Below are 23,260 nucleotides of genomic sequence, written 5' to 3' on the forward strand. Positions count from 1 at the left end.
CATGTGCGGCATCACTGGCATTTTCGACACCCGAAGCAAACGCGATATTGATCGTGCCGTTCTGCACCGCATGAACGAATCGCAGATCCATCGCGGTCCAGACGAAGGCGGTACCCATGTCGAACCCGGCGTCGGGCTCGGCCATCGCCGGCTGTCGATCATTGACCTGTCCACCGGCCAGCAGCCTCTTTACAACGAGGACAATAGTGTTTGCGTCGTCTTCAACGGCGAAATCTACAACTATCAGGAACTGATTCCGGAATTGCAGGCGCTCGGCCACGTTTTCCACACCCGTAGCGATACTGAAGTCATCGTGCACGCTTGGGAAGCCTGGGGCGAAAGCTGCGTCGACCGCTTCCGTGGGATGTTTGCCTTCGCACTGTGGGACCGCAATAGGGAAACGCTCTTCTTGGCCCGCGACCGCCTCGGCGTCAAGCCACTGTTTTATGCCCTCCTCGACGACGGCACCTTTCTTTTCGGTTCCGAACTCAAATCCCTGCTCGCCCACGGCGGCCTCAAGCGCGACATCGATCCTTGTGCCGTCGAGGAATACTTCGCCCTTGGCTACGTAGCCGAACCGCGGTCCATCTTCAAGCAGGCATTGAAGCTCCCCCCCGCCAGTACCCTGCTGGTGCGCCGTGGCCAGCCGGTCGGCACTCCCCGTGAGTACTGGGACGTCCGTTTCACCCTCGACAATCCGATCAGCGATGCAGATGCCCAGGCCGAGCTGACGCACCGTTTGGAAGAATCAATCAAACTTCGCATGATCTCGGAAGTGCCACTCGGCGCCTTTCTTTCCGGCGGAGTCGATTCCAGCGCTGTTGTCGCCCTCATGGCCGGCCTCTCGCAGAAACCGGTCAATACCTGCTCGATCGGATTCTCCGATCCAGCCTTCAACGAATCCGAGTTCGCCAAGATGGTGGCCGACCGCTACCAGACCAACCATCACCTCGACATCGTCGAAAGTGACGACTTCGACCTGATCGACACACTGGCCCGACTCTACGACGAGCCCTACGCCGACAGCTCGGCCATCCCCACCTATCGCGTCTGCCAGCTCGCCCGCAAGCATGTGACCGTTGCCCTCTCCGGCGATGGCGGCGACGAGAGTTTCGGCGGCTATCGCCGCTACCGGCTGCACATGATGGAAGAGAAAATGCGCTCGGCACTGCCACTTGGCCTGCGCCGTCCGCTCTTCGGTGCGCTGGGCAAGCTCTATCCGAAAGCCGACTGGGCACCGCGCGTCTTCCGCGCCAAGACGACCTTTGAAGGCATGGCTCGCAACTCTGTGGAAGCCTATTTCCACTCTGTCTCAATCCTGCGCGCCCCGATGCGCGACCGGCTGTTCAGTACCCAGTTCAAGTCTGCGCTCAGTGGTTATGATGCCCTCAAGGTATTCACCGACCATGCGGCAAAGGCAGACACCACTGACCCGCTGGCGCTGATCCAGTATCTCGATCTAAAAACCTACCTGATCGGCGACATCAACACCAAGGTCGACCGTGCCAGCATGGCCCATTCACTGGAAGTACGCGAACCGCTGATGGACCACAAGCTGGTCGAATGGCTCGCCACCCTGCCCTCGACGCTGAAAATCCGAGGCCAGGAAGGAAAATATCTGCTGAAGAAGAGCATGGAACCGCATCTGCCGAACGACGTCCTCTATCGTCCCAAGATGGGCTTTAGCGTGCCGCTCGCTCGCTGGTTCCGCGGCCCGCTCAAGACGCGGGTGCAAGAGTCCATCCTTGGATCACGACTGGCCGATACGGGCTGGTTCAACCGCGACTACCTGCAGAAACTGGTTACCGACCATAACAACGGTAGCCGAGACTACAGTGCTTCGATCTGGACCATTCTGATGTTCGAAGCCTTCCTGCGCAACGTCATGGAACAAGGCGAAGCCGCATGATAAAAATTCTCCACGTCCTGGATCATTCCATACCGTTACATAGCGGCTACACCTTCCGCACGGCGGCGCTGCTGCGCGAGCAGCGTGCCCTGGGATGGGAAACCTATCATTTGACATCTCCCAAACAAGGTGAAACATCAGCCCAGTGGGAAGATGTAGATGGCCTGCGCTTCCACCGCACGCCATTAGCTAGGGGTACACTTGCTTCTTTGCCGATAGGCAAAGAACTGGCACTTATGAAGCAACTTGAAAAGAGACTGGAAGAAGTTGCGCGAGATGTCAGGCCAGACATCATTCATGCGCACTCACCGGTACTTAACATTCTGCCAGCCATCAAGGTTGCTCGGCGCCTGGGCATTCCTGTCGTCTATGAAATTCGCGCCTTTTGGGAGGATGCGGCAGTCGACCATGGCAGTACCACTGAAGGTAGCCTGCGCTATCGTGCCACCCGCAAACTTGAAACCAGAGCCATCCAGCAGGCTGACCACATCTTCACCATCTGTGAAGGACTTCGGGCCGATATCGTCGCACGCGGTACCCCGGCTAACAAAGTGACTGTTATCCCGAATGCAGTCGATGTCGACTCCTTCAAACTCGCCAGTCCGCCCGACCCGCAACTCCAGGAAAAATGGGGACTGATCGGCAAGACGGTGGTCGGCTTCATCGGCTCCTTCTACGCCTACGAAGGCCTCGATCTTCTGCTTGACGCCCTGCCAGAAATGATCAGACAACGCCCGGACGTTCGCGTGCTTCTGGTCGGAGGCGGACCACAGGAAGAAAATTTGCGCCAGCAGGCCGAACGGCTCGGGCTCAACGAGCACGTCATCTTCACTGGCCGTGTGCCGCACAAGGAAGTTGGGCGCTACTACGATCTGATCAACGTGCTGGCCTATCCACGCCACCCGATGCGCCTGACCGAACTGGTCACCCCGCTCAAACCGCTGGAAGCCATGGCCCAAGGCCAACTGTTTGTCGCCTCCGATGTGGGTGGGCACAAAGAACTTGTGGAGCACAATAAAACCGGCATTCTGTTCAAAGCCGGCGATCGCGACGCACTTGCACAAGCCATTTCCCACCTGTTGAACGATCCTGAAAGCTGGCCTGAGATAAAGAAAAACGGTCGCCATTTTGTTGAGGAAATACGTAATTGGCCTAACAGCGTGGCCAATTACGTCACACCATACAGTCAGCTGCTTGGCCGCCAGGTTGTTTCATGATTTCAGAAAAGCTCCGAGTTGGGCTGGTCGGGCCTCTGCCTCCGCCCTTTGGCGGCATGGCGAACCAGACGCGACAACTCGCGGAGCTGCTTTCCGATAAGGGAATAACGGTTTCAATGGCACAGGTAAATGCTCCATATTGCCCAACCTGGATCGGCCAGGTGCCATTTTTGCGAGCAGTCTTCAGACTGCTGCCTTACATCCTGTCGTTGTGGCGTCTGGCAGGTCGCGCCGACCTTATGCACGTCATGGCCAACTCAGGTTGGTCATGGCATCTCTTTGCCGCTCCTGCAATCTGGATCGCTCACTGGCGAAAAGTACCGGTCGTAGTCAATTATCGTGGCGGAGAAGCTGGAGCATTCCTCGATAGATCAGCGTCAAAAATTCGTTGGAGCCTTTCGAGAGCATCGGTTCTCGCAGTACCCTCGGGATTTTTGCAGGAAGTCTTCGGGCGCTTCGGGATCACGGCGGAAGTGGTACCGAACATAATCAATCTGGAGCGCTTCCGTAATCCAAATCCTCATCGCAACATCCGACGCCACCTACTGATCGCGCGAAATCTTGAGCCCATCTACGACAATGAAACTGCGATCCGCGCCTTTGCCTTGGTGCACTCCCGTTACCCCGACGTGACCCTGACCATTGCTGGCTCAGGACCTGAAGCTAACGCGTTGCAATCTCTCGTCAACAATCTATCGCTTTCAGCTGCAGTAAAGTTCACTGGCCGACTCGAACCGCAAGCCATGGCCAGCCTCTATCGAGCGGTCGACATTGCGATCAATCCAAGCTTGGTCGACAACATGCCTAACTCTGTTTTGGAAGCCCTGGCCAGCGGAGTTCCCGTGGTGAGTACCAATGTGGGCGGCGTGCCTTATATTGTCAGCGATGGCGAAACAGCACTGCTGGTACCGGCCCGTTCCCCCGAAGCCATGGCAAACGCACTAATGCGGCTGATCGACGAACCGAGCCTCTGCAACCAATTGATCGACAATGGACTAGCCGAAGTCCGGCGCTATACGTGGGACAACGTCTGGCCTCAGTGGGAAAAAGTCTACAAATTGGCGCTTTCAAAAAACCCCAAACTGGTTTTAAGGCAATCATGAGTCTATACACATCCTTCGTTGCCAATATCCTGTTTCCCGCTCAGGAAACCTACAAGGGACATACAACGCTGAAGGTCCGCAAGGCAATGGACGATTCTCAGTGGTGGTCTGGCGACAAGCTGGAATTCCTCAGAGTCGAGCGACTGCGCCGTCTGCTTACCTTGGCTGGCACACACGTGCCGTATTATCGGGAACTGTTCGCCAAGCTGGGTTTCAACCCGGAGGCCGTGACGACAACAGCTGACCTACAGAAACTGCCATTTCTGACAAAGGCAATCATCCGCGCCGAAGGTGAGCGCATGAAATCCGATATTGCCCAAGGACTAGCACGCTTCAATACCGGCGGATCCTCCGGCGAACCCCTTATTTTCTTCATTGGCAACGAGCGGATCAGCCACGATGTCGCCGCCAAGTGGCGAGCGACCCGCTGGTGGGATGTTGATATTGGCGACCCGGAAATCGTCGTCTGGGGCTCTCCCATTGAGTTAACCGCCCAAGACAGAATGCGCCAGATTCGTGATCGACTAATGCGCACGGAACTCCTGTCAGCCTTTGAAATGAGCGAATCCCGTCTTGATGATTTCATCACGTGTATCCGCAGAAAAAAACCAGCCATGCTTTTTGGCTACCCATCTTCACTCTCCTTAATCGCCAGACATGCTGAAAAGCGCGGAATAGCGATGAACGATCTCGGCATCAAGGTCGCCTTCGTAACCTCTGAACGGCTCTACGACCACCAGCGCGACGACATTTCCCGCGTCTTTGCGTGCCCTGTAGCCAATGGTTACGGCGGTCGCGATGCTGGCTTTATTGCGCATCAATGCCCGCAGGGCGGGATGCACATCACGGCCGAAGACATCATTATCGAGATTGTCGACAAGGATGGGTCTCCCCTGCCCCATGGCACCGCGGGAGAAGTCGTCGTAACACACCTGGCAACGGGAGATTACCCGTTCATCCGCTACCGTACCGGCGACGTAGCAGTCATGTCCGATAAACGTTGTGCTTGTGGACGCGGCTTGCCACTTCTTGAGGAAATTCAGGGAAGAACCACCGATTTCGTCGTCGCGGCAGACGGCACAATTGTGCATGGTCTGGCGGTAATTTATCCAATCCGGGATATACCCGGCATTGCCGCGTTCAAGGTCATTCAACACACCAAGGAACAAATGACAGTTCAGATCGTTCCTGGCGAAGTTTGTGGATCTGAGGTCGAAGCGACGATAACGGCAGGTATCAAGGCCCGCCTTGGACAAATGGTCAACGTTACCGTTGAACGTGTCGCTGATATTCCGCGTGAGAACTCTGGCAAATTCCGATACATCGTGAGCCATGTCCAGATCAATGAATAGGTACGACTCATGCGCGATGTAATCGTTGTTTCCATGGTTTTAGTCTTGGCAGTCATGGCATTGAGGCGCCCATGGATCGGTGTATTGCTATGGACCTGGCTCAGTCTAATGAACCCCCACCGCTTTACTTGGGGATTTGCCTACGATGCACCACTCGCGGCTATCGCAGCAGTCGCTACCCTGCTCGGGCTGTTCATGACGAAAGAACGTCAATCCCCTTTCAAGGGGGCGCCAGTTGGAATCTTCGCTGCCTTCGCTATCTGGATTACTCTATCTTGGCTATTCGGGGTAGATACCGATGGCGACTATTTGCAGTGGAGCAAAGTCATGAAGATCTACTTCATGACCTTTATTGCGCTTGCGCTACTTCAAACGAAGCATCACATCATTGCTTTCGCCTGGGTAGCAGCTGCTTCGCTAGCCATTCTCGGGGCCAAAGGAGGAGTGTTCACCATTCTCCATGGCGGCAGCTTTCGTGTCTGGGGGCCGCCGGGATCTTTTATTGAAGACAACAACGAATTTGCGCTGGCACTAATTATCACGATTCCCCTGCTGCATTTCCTGCAATTACAGGCAACCAACAAATGGGTCCGTCACGGACTGAGCGCAACGATGTTTCTCTGTGCGGCATCGGCACTTGGCTCACACTCTCGCGGGGGATTGCTTGCCATTGCGGCGATGGGAGCAATGTTGTGGTGGCGCAGTCGGCGGAAAGGTGCAACCTCACTGCTCATTCTGGTTTTCCTTATGGCCATGTTGCCGATGATGCCGGAGGAATGGTGGAGCCGAATGGAAACAATCGGCACCTACGAAGAGGACCAATCGGCGCAAGGACGTCTATACGCCTGGGGAGTTGCCTGGGCGGTCGCCAAACACGAGTTATTTGGTGCCGGAATGTCCTATCAGCATGGCTCCATCTTCGCTCTTTATGGTGATGGAGCTGGCCCCATTGCCGCACACAGTATTTACTTCCAAGTGCTCGGAAACCACGGATTTGTCGGTTTGTTTATTTTTGTTTGCCTGTGGTTCTCCACATATCGCTATGGGGGCTGGTTGAACAAGCATGCGATATCGATTCCTGAGGCAAAATGGGCTGCAAACTTAGGCGGCATGGTCCAGGTTGCTTTAGTAGGCTATGCCGTTGGGGGAGCGTTTCTTAGCTTGGCGTATTTCGACCTACCGTACTACATGATGGTACTGGTAGTAATTGCTCGAAATTGGGTGGAAACCAAAGCATGGGAGCGTGAACCGAAGATACCTTTTCTGGAATACGCAGGGCTTCGCAAGCCCAAGCCCTCTCCGGCAACAAGCTTGCCTACTCAGCGCATTGCAAAGGGATACTAAGGCCATGTTTCTCAAACAGGCCTTCCAGCTCGCCTCCCCGGGAGGGAGTAAAGCGCATTTGTCGATTCTGATTTTTCATCGGGTGCTCCCAGTACCTGACCCGCTCTTTCCGGATGAGCCTGACGTTGCTCGCTTCGAACAAATAGCCCGCTGGTTGAAAGAGTGGTTCAATGTCCTCCCGTTGAACGAAGCTGTGTTACGCCTGCAGCGGTGCAATCTGCCCCCACGTGCAGCAGCTATCACTTTCGATGACGGCTATGCAGATAACCTCACTTGCGCTCACCCCATCCTCCGCAAGCATGGCCTCCCAGCAACATTCTTCATCGCGACCGGGTTCCTTGACGGGGGAAGGATGTGGAATGACACGATTATCGAATCTGTCCGTGGCGCAGCCCTACCTGAAATCGACGGAGCATTCTTGGGTCTTGGCGCGCTTCCCCTGAATAGCATTGCAGACAAGCGATCAGCCTTGGCGAAAATCATTCCGGCCGTGAAACATCTGCCCGTGGAACAGCGCTCGGAGGCAGTTGCACGCATCACGGAGTACTGCCAAGCGACTCTCCCGAACGATCTGATGCTCTCAACACAGCAACTGCAGCAATTGCGCGCCGAAGGGGCGGGAATTGGCGCACATACGGTCAGTCATCCGATCCTTGCCAAGCTTGATGAGATAGTCGCCAAACGCGAAATTGCCGACAGCCGCGATCACCTGGAGGGAATACTGGGGGAACGGGTGGGACTCTTTGCCTACCCCAACGGCAGGCTCGGGACCGACTACTCTCCCGCTCATGCCAGCATTGTCAAATCCCTTGGCTTCGATGCTGCTGTTGCAACCAATTGGGGCACCTGCTCCAAAGCATCCGATATCTTTCAACTGCCTCGTTTCACCCCTTGGGATGCCCGTCGCTGGCGCTTCGGCCTGCGCCTTCTCATGAACATTCGGCAGCACGATGCAGCACTGACTACCGGCGCTTCTGCGACTGAACAGGGAAGCCATACCTTCGGTGTCGGCTCTGCCCCCCGCCCTGCACAAGAGGCCCCTGCTGCGAAGAATCAACAGGATCATCCAAGCGATGCGCTCCCGATGATTTCGGTTGTCATCCCCTGCTACAACGCCGAACGCTGGCTAGGAGCGACGCTGCGCTCGGTGCTGGCGCAAGACTGGCCCAGGTTAGAAATCATCGTAGTCGACGATGGCTCCTCTGATCGCTCAGCAGAACTTGTACGCACACAATTCCCCGGCGTAACGCTGGTGCAGCAAAAGAATAGCGGTGTTGCAGTGGCCCGTAACAACGGAATTGCGAATGCTAAAGGCGATTGGATTGCCTTTGTTGATGCCGACGATATCTGGTTGCCCGGTAAACTGCATGCGCAATGGCAGGCATTTACGCTCCAGCCGGGGGGACGCATGGCCTATACCGCTTGGCATGTCTGGCCTTGCACAAATCCAGAGCCTGAAGCAGCTCTCCTAAAGGATCTTGCTCAGCGCAGCACCGATGCCTCTCTGTGGGATGGCCCCACTGGCTGGATCTATCCTGATTTGCTTGAAGACTGCTGCGTCTGGACATCGACCGTACTCATGCATCGCTCACTGTTCGACGAAATTGGCATTTTCGATGAGAAGCTGCGAATCGGTGAAGACTATGATTTGTGGCTGCGCGCCTCCCAAGTAACGCCGATTGTCCGGATTCCAAAACCACTGGCGCTCTACCGCATGCACCCGGATAGCATTACAAAAAAAGCGCCTGATACAAATTACCAAGCACTCGTCATTGTTCGTGCCATTGACCAATGGGGCTACAACTCGCCGGACGGCCAGCACGCAGCCAAGAGAAAAGTCGATCTTGCCCTCGCACGAACCTGGCGAGATTTTGCCGGAGCCCATCTGGCGGTAGGCAACCTTGAACGCGCCCGCCATGGCAGCCTCATGTCCTTGCGTAGTGACTGGCGCCAGTTGCGTGGATGGAAACTGGCCTGCCGCAGTATCCTGCGCTCCCTATCGCAGAATGCGCCCTCCAAATGACCAGCGTTCGCCGAGCTCTTGCTATCTCGTTTATCGAACGTTACGCGCTGATCGCAATATCGCTCGCCAGTAATATTTTAATCGCCCGTCTTCTCTCACCAGAAGAAATTGGCCTTTACTCCGTCAGCTTAGCTGTCATCGGTATCGCTCAAGTCCTTCGTGATTTTGGGGTTGGCGGCTACCTCATTCAAGAAAAAAACCTCACTGAAGCACACATTCGCACTGCATTTGGCGTAGCACTCATCATGGGGCTATTGCTTTTCATAATTACTCTCGCTGGCGCTTCGCTTGCAGTCAGAGTTTATGCAGAACCTCGAATGCTATTAACACTACAAATCTGCTCGATCAATTTTCTCATATTACCGTTCTGTACAGTTTCTCTGGCGATGCTTCGCCGAGAGATGCTATTCCAAAAAATTCTATACGTTACCCTGTCTGCAACAATCCTAGGATTCATAGCAACAATTGCACTTGCATATCTTGAATTTGGTGCAAATAGCATGGCGATCGGCACCGTCACTACAAATATATGCAGTGGATTCGGAGCTTGGATAGTTCGAAAAGAGCGTGTGATATTGCTCCCCGCGCTGCACGAATGGCGATCAGTTGTAGGATTTGGAAGTAAGCGATCTGCTGCTAGCATTGCAGTAACAATATCCTCAGATATCACTGAATTAGTTGCAGGAAAGCTTTTAGGATTTGGTCCCGTAGCTATCCTCAGCCGAGCCCAAGGTTTGATGAATCTATTCCAGCGCGACTTGATGGCCGCCGTTCATGGAGTAGCCTATCCCGCATTTGCAAATGCCCACCGTCAAAACCAAGACTTGGAAACCCACCACATAAATTCCATAGCGATAATATCCGTCTTCGCATGGCCATTCTATGGATTTGTCTCAATATTCTCTCTTGAAATACTCAACTTACTATTTGGTCCCCAATGGGATTCCGCCGCCGGTTTTGTCGGATGGTATTGCCTAGCAGGCGCAGTTTTAACCCCAAGCTACTTGATTATTTCATTACTAACAGCAACGGGAAACATTACAACGGCGACGAAAATTGAATTAATAACCCACCCGTTACGGGCGTCGTTCTTTGTCATTGGCTTAATCATCTTTCCCCATATTGAGACACCTCCCATACTTTTTGTAATCGCTGCTGCATTTTCCTCCCCTTATGCTTTTTTCATGAAGAATAAAGTACTTCCAAACAATTGGCGCTTATTAACCAAAAATCTAACAAAAAGTCTGATTGTAACTGCATTTAGCTTGACCCCAACTTTAATTTTTGCAAATTACGAATTTGAAATATTGACAATTACTTTTCCAAAACTCCTACTTGCATCCATTGCAGCGGCAACGGGATGGTACATTAGCCTGCACATAATTAAGCACCAATTAATTAACGAAACCATATTCTTATCAATCAGCAAAAGAACGCTCGGCATTTTTAAAAAAAAATCACATAAAACGCAATAAAAATGAAAAAAATCAAACAGATTTATTGGAAAATTGATTCAAAACTACATCAAATAAGGGAAATATACTCTTTTCACCTAACCAACTATTTTTCGACAAAAAAAATAACAAACAAAGAAAAAAACCCTGTTATTTCACTTACAACTTATGGAAAACGCGTCAACAGTGTTTTCTTAACTATTGAATCGATTGCCAAAGGAACGATACTCCCAAGCCGGATAATATTATGGCTTGATGATCCTTTGATTTTTAAAAACAAACCAGCTTCGTTAATGCGTCTTATGAAACGAGGTTTAGAAGTCTATTTATGCGAAAATTTTGGCCCCCACACAAAGTATTTTCCATACATTGAAAATGAACAAAATCCAACCCTCCCTCTCGTCACAGCAGATGATGATGTAATCTATCCCAAATATTGGCTTTCTCAATTATTCGACGCATGGAAAAAAAACCCGGAATACATTAATGCCCATGGTGCTCGAACCATTAAATTCACCAATGGAAAAATAGCCCCTTACTTAAACTGGAGCTACTGTTCGAATTCGGAGCCATCGTTCCGAAATTTCGCGCTCGGAATATTTGGCGTTATCTATCCACCTGAATTTCAGAATAAACTCAAATTAGCAGGCCGCTCATTTATTAACTATTGCCCAAAAGCCGATGACATATGGCTCCATGCAATAGCAATACGATCAGGATTTAAGATAAAACAAATATCAAACAACCTTATCCGGGGAGTTATTGACACCCCGGATACTCAAGACATGGCTTTATTTCACTCGAACCAATTTTCCGGCGGAAACGACAACCAGATTCGTAAGACATATAACGAAGAAGACTATTCGCTCCTACTATCAGAACACTAGTTTATAATTTTATTTCATTGCCGCCACCTTCTGAAACAACCATGAAAATCGCACTTCTTTGCTCCGGACTTGGAATAATTAACCGCGGACATGAAGTATTTGCTCGCGACATTTTCAACACCCTCAAAGGCCATGTAGACATCACACTATTTAAAGGCGGTGGAGAAACAGACACCGCGGAAATAGTTGTCGATAACATTGGGCGAAACTCTGACTTTCTAAGCGAAATGAAAATTTCCGCTTCTCCTCGATGGGAAAGTGCGGTTCGGGAAGAAGAACGAATGCGCATAGAGGGATTGACCTTCGCTTATGCCGCCCTCAAACATCTTCTCATAGGTGACTTCAATGTTATTCATTGCCTGGAACAGGAGGTCTGCAACGTTATCTATGAAAATCGTCACCTGTTTCGGCATACACCAAAGATACTTTGGTCTAACGGAGGAGCTCTTCCAAAGTCAGCCCAACCGAAATGCGATTTCGTTCAAGAGCACACCGAATACAATCTTCAGAGAAGCAATCGTTCCAAGGCCTTCATGATTCCACATGGAGTCGATCTCAAACGCTTCCATCCGGGCTTGCAAACAGATTTCCGCGAACGCCACGGCATTCCCGAAGATGCTTTCGTCGTAATCAGCGTCGGCACTATATGCTACTGGCACAAGCGGATGGATTATGTGATCAGGGAAGTGGCGGCGGTGCCCGATGCATGGCTGGTGATCGTCGGCCAGGAAAGCGGCGATTCGCCTGCGATCAAGGCCTTGGGGCGCGAGTTGATGGGGGAGCGCATTGTCTTCACGACCATGCCCCATGACGAACTTCCCAAAGCATATGCCGCAGCAGATGTCTTCACACTGGGTTCATTGTTCGAAACGTTCGGCATCGTTTACATTGAGGCGATGGCTATGGGCTTGCCAGTGATTTCAACGAATCATCCCAATCAGAAATCGATCATCAAGGATGGTATTTTTGTCGACATGACACAACCGGCAGCACTAGCGGCTGTGCTGCAGCAACGCGATGCCCGCACTTATGCCGAATTAGGAAAAATAGGCGTCGAAACGGCAAAAAGGTTTTACGACATCAAGGTATTGAGACAACGCTACCTCGACACTTATGCCCGTCTTGCTGCAACCCCTGTGTCCTTGCCCCGGTACTCGTTTAGCGCCCGACTCAATTCAAATATCCGCAATCTGCTCAAACGCATGAGGCTCGTATGATCGCCAAGTACCAGGCCTGTCGCGTTGACCTTTCCCATGGGAGAAATGATGGATAGAAAAGAATTCGAAGCCTTAGCAGCAGCCGTTGCCAACCCAGATTACATCACCTGGAACAAGGAGCGCATATTCACATCAGTCGAAGCCTTACAGCGTTTCTTGAACCTGAAAGGTCTGAAGACGCTCGATCTCGGGCATGACACCTTCGTCGGCCTGTTGCTAGCCCGGGCAGGAGCCGAACTTGTTGGCAATGTAGCACCTGTTCAGGACTCGACCATCAAACCCGATCAGCCGCGTTTCGAGCTTCCCGGGGGGCAAGCCTATGAGTGGACAACCGATGCCTTCGACTTCGAGACCACCTTTCCCTATCATCCGGGTGCGTTCGACCTTGTCACAGCATTCGAGGTCGTCGAGCATGTCGTTGGCAGCCCCAGACAATTCATCCGGGAAATCAAGCGCGTTCTGAAACCCGGGGGATATCTCTTCTTCGGGACGCCGAATGTCAATGCTTGGGCAAAGATGATGCGCCAGTTCCAGCAAGCACCTCTGTATGACTCCAAACCCTACAGTCAGGATTTCGGGCCTCGACATTTCATGTGCCACGTTTACGAGTATTCCCCCTGGGAATTAAAAACGCTGCTTAAGTCGGAAGGCTTCGAAATCGTCAGCTTCCGGACTTGGGACCCCTATCCGTCCGATCCGAGGGGCCTACGCAACGGAATACTGCGCTTGCTCTTTGCCGCAAGTCTTTTCAGTTGTGGTTACTTCAAGGAAGCCCTGTTGCTTTTCAGGGAGCGCGGCCATCAAATTGGCCTGCTCGCCCGCTCAGTATAACGACTATGCAAGGAATAGCGTTCTCAACTGGCGACTAGAAACCGCGAAAACACGTTCTGCCGCCGTCCCGCTTGCCAGCCACCTCTACACGCCCCAGCCCCCCGGTACTCAGCAAATATCTAGATTCCGACGCATTTCTGCATGGCCAGAGCCCCCTTATGGCCAACCGGAAATTTTGGCAAAAATTGAAACTCCCTCCGGCAAACTCCGATATCATGCGGAACCTCGCTCTCGCTATGCCGTACAGATCCACTAGGGCGATTCGAGCCGTTCGGTGCCGCTTGCCCACACATCTGATCCCTGCGGCTCCTGTGGAATCCCGGACCAAAAATCCCTCCGCGCTAGACTTGAGCCCCCGGAGATCAGCGATCGACAGCCCATCGCTCGACCAAACAAAACCATGAAAAAAGTCCTGTTCATTGCCTATCTTTATCCCCCTATAGCCAATTCAGGCACAAGACGAAGCCTAGAATTCGTCAATCATCTGCCAGAGAACGGGTGGGAGCCGATCGTGCTTACCGTCGCGAATCCAGCACCCAAGGCATGCGAACCATCGCTGCTGGATGAGGTACGCCCCGGAACGCGTGTAGAGCGGGTTCCGCTTTGGAGCGACATCGCCGCAGAAAAAATTGCCGCCGTCTTTGGAATGTTCGGTAACAGAAATCGCTTGGCCGATGGACTCAAATGGAGAATAGAACGCTTCTTCCAGATTCCAGACGATTGCGCTGCCTGGAAATCAACGGCAATCCGCCACGCCGTTGCGCTGCATGAACAGGAAGGATTCGATGCTATCTACGCTACCGGGTGGCCTTGGACTTCGTTTCTCATTGCTGCGGAAGTCAGCCGTAAAACGGGCACTCCCTTCGTGGTCGATTACAGGGATCTGTGGAAACCTTCGGACGCTGAGTGGGACAAGCACACCAAGTTGCAGAAATGGCTGCAGCCGCATCTCGAGAAAAAGGTCTTGCGCAATGCCGCCGCTGTCATCACAACAACCCCCTCCTTTGCCAAAATTCTGGACGAGGAAGGTGCGAGAGGCAAGGCGATATGCATTACCAATGGTTTCGATCCTGATGATTTCTTGGGTTCGACCGCGTCGGACGACTCCAATCGGGACAGCCTCGTCAAAATCTCCTATACGGGGGTTTGGCGTCCTGGATATGGCCCGGACAACCTTTACGAGGCATTACGTCGCTTGAAGGATGCAGGCTCCTCGTGTCTGGCCAGGTTAAGGGTGACCGTTGCCGGGTTTCCGCCTGGACGGGCCCGGGAATATGGCATTAACGACGTTATTGAGGAACTGGGTCAGGTTCCCCATGGCCGTGCTGTTGATCTCATGATGAACGCAAGTGCTCTTTATCTCCCTGTTTCAAAGGGAATATATGAGAAGGCTTCGTTGCCGGGAAAGCTGTTCGAATATCTAGGCAGCGGTCGCCCAATCATCGCCTCCAGCCTGCCGGATAGTGAGGTGACAGCGGTCCTCTCGTCCGTCGGTGGTAATTGTGTAGTCGCCCCAGGCGATATTGATGGATTGGCCAAGGCGATTGAGAAATTGTGCGCTGCCGATGGATCGACAGCATTTTCAGAGCGAATTCCTGGGGCTGCGGCACGCTATGAGCGAAGCAGCCTGACTAAGGATCTGGCCGCGCTGCTTGACCATGTTTCCAGAACTCCCTGATTTCATGAAAGAGTGCGCCCCTGATCCGCAAAGACTCAGCCTGGAATGCAGGAAAAGTCCGGCTTTTTTCGTAGCATTTTGCCGTTGTTAACATGGCAATGAGATATAACTCGATCGATGTTGCGAAGGGATTGGGAATGCTTCTGGTTGTGTTTGGCCACAACTGGATCGTGCTGCACGATAGCGGAGAGTTGTTTCGCATCATATTTTCTTTCCATATGCCCTTGTTTTTCTTTTTGTCAGGGATATTTCTAAAAGACTCCGTGGCATTGAAGGATCTGGTCGCTTCAAAAACCGACGCAATCCTGAAACCCTATTTCTGCGTGATGGCGGTGCTGGGGGGCGTACTGGTCATATATCAGCAGACTCCACCGTTGGCCTATCTGGCGGAAGTTATGTATGGGACGGGAGATGCCATCGCACTGGCTACGGGAGATACGATAGCCATGGTGCCAATTTGGTTTCTCCCTCATCTCTTTATCGCCACCTTGTTTGCGCAGGTGACCTTGCGTTTCATAAGAAAAATGGGCATGAACGGAGTATCCATCGGCCTATTTTTGACCATGCTCATCCTCTGCGGAAGCCTATTGATAGAGGCATTCAGACAGCAGTGGATTCCGCTTGCTGGGCGAGCGAGCGGGATGGGTGGAACAGCAATGCTGGTACGCGGATTGCCCTTTAGCGCTGACCTTGTGCCGGTGACTACCGCATTTATGCTTTTGGGGTTTTTTATGGACCAAAAAGTCAAGTCACTGAAGTTTCGTACCACAAGCGTTTTGGTCGCCGTGGTTCTGTTTTCTGCATTGCATTACATTTTTAACGAAACGATCGACCTGAACTCCAGGCTATATGGAAATCCCGCCATAGCCTCCCTGCAAGCGATTTGCGGGATATATATCATCCTTTCGCTTTCAGCCCTGATTCCACAAGCCAGCGTAGTTGCACGCTCACTGGCGATGATAGGATCCGGGAGCTTGTTTATTCTGATGTTTCATCAAGCCATCCAAAACAAGGCTTTTGCGCACCTCACCCGCATCTCGGAAATGGCTTATTTGAACGGATTGGTGGCATTCCTGCTTGGGGTGTGCGGCCCCCTTGTGCTGCTAGCTCTGGTCAAGCGCCAAGCCTGGCTGGCGAAGTGTTTGCTGCCCCAGCGCTCTAGCTGAGGCCGAGACATTTTTCAGAATATCTGGATATCGGGAAAACGATTACAGTTCGCGGATGTCGCATTGAAAGCAGCGCTTGCTTGGAACTCAATATTTTTGGCTGGCTGATGCCCATTGATTGGCCTTGGCAATTTCGTTTGCGTGGGCCCTAATGTAATCCTGCTGCTCCTTCCGCACTAGGGCATTGACCTTGTCCGTACTGTCTTTTGTAAGTTCGCGACCAAAGTCGGGAGGCAGGGATGAGCTATCGGTAGTGAACAGGCGGTGAAGAATCATTGCCCCTACTACACTCTTGTAATGTGACGCTTCCCAGTAATGAGTCATGCCCTTGCTAGGCGCCAGGCCAACAGCGGACTCAGTAGTAACGCTGTTGTAGCCTGAGAAATCAAAAATTCTGATGTCGCATTGCGGTTGATAGCGCGTGGCGATCTCCCCCAATGCACTCTTCCAGCGCTCAACCTGAGGCCACGCACCATTTTGCTCGAGCATCTGCTCGGCAAGTGCATGCCTGGGGTTTGTGTAAATTCTGACTGTGATATGGCGCCGACAGGCAAAATCGACGAAATTGTCCAGCATATGAAGCCCATTTTCGATTGTTTTCCAATCTGGGGGGCGTCCGGCAGCCATCTGAAGCTTCCGTTGGAAGGCGGTTAGGGATTTTCCGCGAACAGTTGTCAGCAACTCCATTTCGGCGTCGCTGGTCTGGCCGCCAATTGATGCCAGCCCGTCAATCTCATCGTAAGGCTTGCCTGCACAGAGTGCAGAGAGTGAATGTATTGAATTTGCTGTCGTTTCAATCGTTAAGGTTCGCTTGATGTCATGGAACAAGCGCTTGAAGCGATATTCTGTGATACCCGAGGACAGCAGCGACATGTCCAGATTGGAAAAGGTGCTGGGTTTGGGCAAAAAAGATACAAAATCAACTCCGAGAACAATGGCCTTGGGCTCGGATATCGCCAGAACGTGCTGTATCAATGGAAGCGTGTTTCCCAACGTGTTCGCTGACAGCCCTGCGTTGTACACGGTTTTCCCTCCAATCAACGCAGGATCTGCCGGCAGGCCTATTTCGGTTCGCGAAGATCCAAAATAAATGACCTCCGGCTTTTCCAACGAAAGATAGTGCAGTTTTGAAAGCGCGGAATGATTGGTGCTACGGGGGAAAATACTGGGTTCACCTGGGAGATGCCGGCTTGAATCCCCGTCGATGACGAAATTGAGGGCGCTGATTAACAGCATGGCCGGAAGATTGAGCGCAGCCAGAATGAAAACGAATTTCTTGGCGGTCATTGGTTCAAAACTGGAAGTATAGAAATTCAGTTGCGCGATTAAGGCTAAATACGCAACTGAAGAAACCGATGGTGAGAGCCAGCGCCCAGTAAGATGAAGGGCTCCAGGAGAATTTCCAGCCGGATATCCGAGGTGTTACCGGATCGAGGCACGGCTGAGTAGGGCCCATAATTTCCTGAGTGTTTGGGGCAAGCAAAGCGATCAATAATGCAATGACAAGGAGTGGCGGCCCAATTGAGGAAATATCGATCCAGCGGATACCCTCGAAGCGTGCATTGATTCCTAGCGATGCAAGCCACGAAAGCTTGGCTTGCGACCAAGCAGGAAGGGCAAGTCCATTCATGCCGAACATCCCGGCCAATACATCGAGTGCCGTTGACAGGTCAGGAGCACGGAAGAAGACCCATGCCACGGTCACCACAAAAAGCGTGAGGGCACGGCACACAAAAATACAGAAGCGTCCTTGCCCCCCGGCCCACCCGAATTTTTGGCGAATATGCTGCCAGTAGTGGTTGCTGGCGATGAAGAGCCCGTGCAGACCACCCCAGATCACAAAAGTCCAGCCCGCACCATGCCAGAGTCCGCCAAGAAGCATGGTGATAATCAGGTTGAGGTATCTGGCCACCGGACCATTCCGATTACCGCCTAGCGGTATGTAGAGGTAGTCACGCAGGAATCTCGACAGGGTCATGTGCCATCGACGCCAGAATTCGGTGATGTTCGTGGCTTGGTAAGGGGAGTTGAAGTTAAGGGGCAAGCGAACCCCGAACAGGCGCGAAAGGCCGATTGCCATGTCCGAATAACCGGAAAAATCAAAATACAACTGCAGAGCGTATGCGATGGAGCCAACCCATGCTTCCAGAAACGCTGGATTGGCTCCCGCTTCAAATACCGGGTTAGCCATCGGCGCCAGGTTATCGGCGATCAGGACCTTCTTTGCCAGTCCGAGAATGAAGATCGACAAGCCTGCAGCGATGTTCTCGTATGACAGACGATAGGTCGATTTATCTGCAAATTGCGGCATCATCTCTCTGTGGTGCAGAACAGGCCCCGCAACGAGATGAGGGAAATAGGTAACGAAAAGTAGATAGTGAACAAATTTGTATTCATTCACCTTGCCTTGATAAGTATCTACAAGAAATGCAATTTGTGTAAATGTAAAAAAAGATATCCCAATGGGCAGGATAACCCCCAATGGCTCATGCGGTATGCCGGTTATGCTTCTGATGCTCGCGACAAAAAAGTCAGCGTACTTAAAATACCCGAGCAGGATGAGGTTTGCTCCAACAGAGACGGCCAGAAGGTGCTTACGGAGCGGCTGGCAAGAATTGGCGATACGCTTGCCGGCATAAAAATTGAACGTAATGGAGAGCAGAAGCAGGGGAAGATATCGATAGTCCCAACTTCCGTAGAAAAAGAGAGAAGCCAATGCCATCCATGCGGCAGCCCAACGGGGCGAGTATTTTGCAAGGGAAAAAAAACCTGCAAAAACCGCCGGCAGAAAAGCAAATATGAACCCGAATGTATTGAATAGCATTGTTATATCGGTTTGTCGCAGTAAGATGCCAGACCAGCATGGTCCATGCATGCCTTAAGGTGGTTGGTGGTTGGTGGTTGGTGGTTGGTGGTTGCCAAGATGCACGCGAACACTGGTTAGCAACGAGTGTATAAAACTTGAAATGCGCTTAAGCTAGCGTAAAAAAGTATTTATCGGCAAATTATTCAGCTTGATTGTAGGCCTCCTCAATCTGCCACAATTCAGTTTTATATATATTCAAACACCTCTTTTTCGAGCGTTTAACACTTTTTTGAAAAACTACCAAGATGGCCACAAAACCTTACAAATTCGTTTTATCCACCCTACTCTGCCTACCTTTCGCTGCAATTAGTGAAAGTGGTTACCAAGCCTGTGGCAACCTTGAGTACGGTGGCTACGGTCCATTTGACTATCGATCAACAGAGATCGCAAAAAGAGAACTCGTTGAAAAATTTCACTTCACACCAAAGGTGGAAACGCTAAAAGGGGGAAGCACTGCATCCACGCCAGGAGGCGACCTCGCATACACGCTGAGAGCATTTCCGAACCACCCACGGGCCTTGATGGCAACCGTTAGATTCTCGGAAAAAACCAAGCAAGACCCCCCGCCAGAAATGATATATACAGTTAGTTGCTGGTTCGATCGCGCCGAGAGATTTCGACCTGATGATGCAACAGTACAGCTGCTACATGGTCTTCACCTAATTCGCTCAGGAAAGTCAAAAGATGGAATTCCTAAACTCGAATCCGCTCTTGCCCTTGCAAGCGATGATCCAAACATCTTGTACAACCTAGGGTTGGCCTATTTTGAACTCAAGCAGTTCGAAAAATCACTTGAATATGCTAAACAAGCCTATTCGCTTGGCTTTCCTCTTCCTGGACTAAAAAACAAACTACAGAAAGCTGGAAAATGGAAAGAGGAGGCTCAAATCAAGCCCTCTCCCCCAGACCAACATATTTCTGAGCCGATTAAATCAGAAAGAGAAAACGAAATTCAAGAACCTATGGAACATTAAGCCCGCTCTCCCCCGTCTTTAGCCCAACTTCAATCTAAACCGCCAAAACAGTATCAGCAATGCAAAAATATTCAATGCTAGTGTGGCCGGCTCAGGCAAGTCTCCCGAAGGAGGTTCTTGGACATCGGAAAATGGTTTATATAGCCAGACCCCGGCATCTTGCGTAGCCGAAGTAAACTCATCCAGCGCTATAAATGCGCCTAATTGCTCAACGAAATCCCACTTTCCGAGCACCCCTGTTTGAAAATTTCCGGTAGGTTGCTGCACAGTGGAACTCACGCGCTTTTTCACAACCCACGTCGTAACCAAATTTCCCAAACTGTCGTATACCGCCTCGGTTTCCCAGACTGTCCCTTTATCACGGCCATCCCACATCAGAATCTTTCCGTTGACGCTATCAAAATCGATGCCGTAATCAACGTTCATCATGAAAGGGGTTCCGTCTTCATTCACAAGATAGATGGCGATATCACGATTGCCATCTGGATTGCTCGCATTGGACTTGGAAAGATCCCATACGCCAAAACCCATTTGAAATCCTGGTACGCTCGACGTTCTTATAAAGAGGTTATTTGCAATTGTGGATGTTCCTTGGAAGCTTGGAGCATTCCATGCAACAGCAACCTTCTCAAAACTTCCAAGTTCACCGGCCCGAACGTTGCCTAACTCATACCTGAACAAGGAAGGCCAACCACCACCACCTGCGCCGGTTACGTAAATAACATCATGACCATTCTCTTGGCGATAGGCAGTAGAACCTTCCAAATACGTTGAGCCAGGGTCTCCGACCCACTTGCCGTATTGGTTGCTCCACATCATTCCGCCAAGCGTCGATGGGAGGTATCCAGAGCCATCCGTTCCTCCAACCTTATTCGGATCAGCTTTTTGTGGATCCCACATCCAAGGACCTGCAGGCAGAGGATTGCCATCAGGCCCTTTAACGACGAAGCCAGCACCAGAATTGTAGGCTGCACCGCCAAACGTGACAAACATGTCGTTTATTGGCACATATATATTGTTGTCATACGTATGCGCAGACTGCGGAGCAGCATTATCTACGGTGAAGAACGTGGCCGTTGAACCATATCTTTCCATTCGACTAGGCAGGGAACCTCGGGTCCAGGCGCCATCAGACCCCTGCCAAACGTACATTTCATTACCTGCGTAGTTAGCGTGCCCCCCCCCAAATAGAAGCAGGTCACCACGGGTAGAATCCCATGCAACGGAACTCCAAGCATGGACTATGGCTGCTGGATCCGAGCCTGGAACACCTCCGGCTTGAGTCGAGGCCCACGCATCGGAAAACTTGTTGGTATTAACCTGAACCCAGCCACCTTCAGGAGTTGAAGCCAGTAACCCTTGAAGATAGCTCAGATCGACCGCTGCAGTAGCTGAAGTACTGTTCAAGCAAATCATTACCAGAGAGAGGGATGCCGCCTTTCTCGCCCTCTTTCCTATCCAGGATGAATTTTTCATGGATTTATTGCGGTCAGCTAAACGAGAAACTTTCATCATGCGCTCCAATTCTTTCCGAACCAAAATGTATTTGATTCTTAAAGCAAAAATCAATCCACAGAAAAATTCATTCTGCAAGCAATTGAATTTATTAACACTCTACTTGGAGGAACTTGGCATACAGAAGAACAACATCAGTCAAGTGTAAGTTTTTCCGACATCATTCCTGAGTGAATCCCCCTGAGATGCCCCCTATAAACAGTGCCACGGGGAATTTAGTAAAGTCCGTTTTCGAGAAGGAGAATGGACTTGAAGAAGCGGTTTTCAGAAGAGCAGATCATCGGCTTTTTGCAGCAGGCAGAAGCCGGCATGCCGATCAAGGAACTGTGTCGGCAGCATGGTTTCAGTGACGGATCGTTCTACAACTGGCGAGCCAAGTTTGGCGGTATGTCGGTTCCGGATACCAAGAGGTTGAAGGATCTCGAAGCCGAGAACGCCAAGCTCAAACGATTGCTGGCCGAATCGATTCTCGATGCAGAGGCGCTGAAAGCGGCTTTAGGCCGAAAACGCTGAGCCCCCAGCAAAAGCGTGAGGCAGACATGGTGATGCGAGAATCGACAACGATTTCCAAGCGCCGTGCCTGCCTGCTGGCGGGTTTGTCGCGCACGGTCCTGCATTACGAATCAAAGGTACAGCCAGAGAACGAGCAATTGCAGGCAAGGCTGGTTGAAGTAGCCAGCGAGCGCCGTCGGTTCGGTTATCGCCGTCTGCATGCATTGGTTCGCCGCGAGGGAGTCCAGGTCAATCACAAGCGTATCTATCGCCTCTACAGCAGTGCCGGGCTGTCGGTTCGGCACCGCAAGAAACGACATGGTGTAGCCGTTGAGCGGCAGGCGCTGGAATTGCCGTCGTCACCGAAGCAGGTCTGGTCGATGGATTTCGTCAGTGACGCATTGGCCAATGGCCGCCGGATCAAAGTGCTGACCATCGTCGATGACTTCAGCAAGGAGGCCATCGATCTCGCCGTTGATTTCGGAATATCAGGACATTACGTGACCCGAGTGCTCGATCAGGCGGCTCGTTTCAGGGGCTATCCCAAGGCGGTCCGGACTGATCAGGGGCCTGAATTCACCGGCAAGGCATTGGACCAATGGGCCTACCAGCACGGCGTGCAGCTAAAGCTGATCCAGGCGGGCAAACCGACACAGAACGCGTTTATCGAGAGCTTCAACGGCCGGTTCCGGGATGAGTGCCTGAACGACCATTGGTTTACGAGCTTGCCCCAGGCTCGTATCCTGATTGCTGCTTGGCGCCGAGACTACAATCAGCATCGGCCGCATAGCTCACTGGATTACCTGACGCCTGCAGAGTTTGCGGCCAAGCATCGATCCTGTGATCCCGATGACCCCGTCGGGAAAGGATGTCTTTAGCAGTGCAAACCAAGGACTTTTACTAAAACGCCCTTGGCACTAAATCCGGGGGCACCTCACCCCGACGGAATCTCTAGTCGCTCCAAAGACTTAAACTTAGACAAACGGAGAAGCCATGAGCAGCATGCGGTATCCGGAAGAATCCAAAACTGAAGCGGTCAAGCAGGTGGCGAATCGGGGTCACCCCACGTAGGACGTGGTCAATCGGTGGTGGTATCGCTGCCGACTCTGTATAAGTTCTGAAGCACTACAGCCTGCCTAAGTCGGAGCTCAGCAAACTGCAAAGCCTAGCTGTAGAAATCTGCCGACTTAAGGCTGAGTTGAAGCGAGTCAGCGAGGAGCACGGCATCCTTA

At 51.8% G+C, this 23,260-nt stretch carries 17 protein-coding genes; 14 read left to right on the plus strand and 3 right to left on the minus strand.

The genetic code is table 11. The features are described 5' to 3' along the window. Position 1 precedes the first annotated feature (1 nt). The 12 genes from DARO_RS12405 to DARO_RS12455 all read left to right on the plus strand — a co-directional run bounded on the left by DARO_RS12405 (position 2) and on the right by DARO_RS12455 (position 16,181). A complete protein-coding gene (locus DARO_RS12405) occupies positions 2-1,909 on the plus strand; it encodes an XrtA/PEP-CTERM system amidotransferase (RefSeq protein ID WP_011288143.1) in 1,908 nt (635 codons plus the stop codon). Then, positions 1,909-3,126: a TIGR04063 family PEP-CTERM/XrtA system glycosyltransferase gene (locus tag DARO_RS12410; RefSeq protein ID WP_041224998.1), complete on the plus strand. Its 1,218-nt coding sequence runs from the start codon at positions 1,909-1,911 to the stop codon at positions 3,124-3,126. The genes DARO_RS12405 and DARO_RS12410 overlap by 1 nt, the downstream gene beginning before the upstream one ends. Next, entirely contained in the window at positions 3,123-4,229 is a 1,107-nt protein-coding gene (locus tag DARO_RS12415) for a glycosyltransferase family 4 protein (RefSeq protein ID WP_011288145.1), read from the plus strand. The genes DARO_RS12410 and DARO_RS12415 overlap by 4 nt, the downstream gene beginning before the upstream one ends. Then, positions 4,226-5,581: an AMP-binding protein gene (locus DARO_RS12420; RefSeq protein ID WP_011288146.1), complete on the plus strand. Its 1,356-nt coding sequence runs from the start codon at positions 4,226-4,228 to the stop codon at positions 5,579-5,581. Before DARO_RS12415 ends, DARO_RS12420 begins: the two co-directional genes overlap by 4 nt. 9 nt (positions 5,582-5,590) lie before the next feature. Then, positions 5,591-6,925, plus strand: coding sequence for a putative O-glycosylation ligase, exosortase A system-associated (locus DARO_RS12425; protein ID WP_011288147.1), 1,335 nt, complete (start codon positions 5,591-5,593; stop codon positions 6,923-6,925). 4 nt (positions 6,926-6,929) lie between these two features. Then, positions 6,930-8,948, plus strand: coding sequence for a glycosyltransferase (locus DARO_RS23115; protein ID WP_011288148.1), 2,019 nt, complete (start codon positions 6,930-6,932; stop codon positions 8,946-8,948). Then, a complete protein-coding gene (locus DARO_RS12435; RefSeq protein WP_011288149.1) occupies positions 8,945-10,423 on the plus strand; it encodes a lipopolysaccharide biosynthesis protein in 1,479 nt (492 codons plus the stop codon). The genes DARO_RS23115 and DARO_RS12435 overlap by 4 nt, the downstream gene beginning before the upstream one ends. Positions 10,424-10,425: 2 nt before the next feature. Then, positions 10,426-11,289 carry a hypothetical protein gene (locus tag DARO_RS22315; RefSeq protein WP_011288150.1) on the plus strand — a complete coding sequence of 288 codons (864 nt, stop codon included), beginning with the start codon at positions 10,426-10,428 and terminating at the stop codon, positions 11,287-11,289. 41 nt (positions 11,290-11,330) lie between these two features. Beyond that, entirely contained in the window at positions 11,331-12,506 is a 1,176-nt protein-coding gene (locus DARO_RS12440; protein ID WP_011288151.1) for a glycosyltransferase family 4 protein, read from the plus strand. A 36-nt stretch (positions 12,507-12,542) separates the two neighbouring features. Further along, positions 12,543-13,337 carry a methyltransferase domain-containing protein gene (locus DARO_RS12445; RefSeq protein WP_083761527.1) on the plus strand — a complete coding sequence of 265 codons (795 nt, stop codon included), beginning with the start codon at positions 12,543-12,545 and terminating at the stop codon, positions 13,335-13,337. Positions 13,338-13,737: 400 nt separating this feature from the next. Continuing rightward, positions 13,738-15,015: a glycosyltransferase family 4 protein gene (locus tag DARO_RS12450; protein ID WP_041224375.1), complete on the plus strand. Its 1,278-nt coding sequence runs from the start codon at positions 13,738-13,740 to the stop codon at positions 15,013-15,015. A 92-nt stretch (positions 15,016-15,107) separates the two neighbouring features. Next, positions 15,108-16,181, plus strand: a complete 1,074-nt coding sequence (locus tag DARO_RS12455; RefSeq protein WP_049758672.1) for an acyltransferase family protein — start codon at positions 15,108-15,110, stop codon at positions 16,179-16,181. 87 nt (positions 16,182-16,268) lie between these two features. On the opposite strand, the gene DARO_RS12460 is transcribed toward DARO_RS12455, so the two are convergent. Continuing rightward, positions 16,269-17,468, minus strand: coding sequence for a hypothetical protein (locus DARO_RS12460; protein ID WP_011288155.1), 1,200 nt, complete (start codon positions 17,466-17,468; stop codon positions 16,269-16,271). 4 nt (positions 17,469-17,472) lie between these two features. Then, on the minus strand, positions 17,473-19,005 hold the full coding sequence (locus tag DARO_RS12465) for an MBOAT family O-acyltransferase (RefSeq protein ID WP_041224376.1): 1,533 nt from the start codon (positions 19,003-19,005) through the stop codon (positions 17,473-17,475). Positions 19,006-19,292: 287 nt separating this feature from the next. Here DARO_RS12465 and DARO_RS12470 point away from each other — a divergent pair, with 287 nt between their 5' ends. Next, the gene (locus DARO_RS12470; protein WP_011288157.1) at positions 19,293-20,021 is read left to right on the plus strand and encodes a tetratricopeptide repeat protein; all 729 of its coding nucleotides are present in this window, start codon (positions 19,293-19,295) and stop codon (positions 20,019-20,021) included. Positions 20,022-20,039: 18 nt separating this feature from the next. Here the strand turns inward: DARO_RS12470 and DARO_RS22850 are convergent, their stop codons facing one another. Next, entirely contained in the window at positions 20,040-21,614 is a 1,575-nt protein-coding gene (locus DARO_RS22850; protein ID WP_198134034.1) for a hypothetical protein, read from the minus strand. A 171-nt stretch (positions 21,615-21,785) separates the two neighbouring features. On the opposite strand from DARO_RS22850, the gene DARO_RS12485 reads away from it, so the two are divergent. After that, positions 21,786-22,906 (plus strand): IS3 family transposase gene (locus tag DARO_RS12485; protein ID WP_085961238.1). Its coding sequence is split into 2 segments (ribosomal slippage): positions 21,786-22,032 and positions 22,032-22,906, totalling 1,122 coding nucleotides; the frame shifts between segments, so codons are not numbered across the junction. Positions 22,907-23,260: the final 354 nt, after the last annotated feature.

It is taken from the genome of Dechloromonas aromatica RCB, from assembly GCF_000012425.1.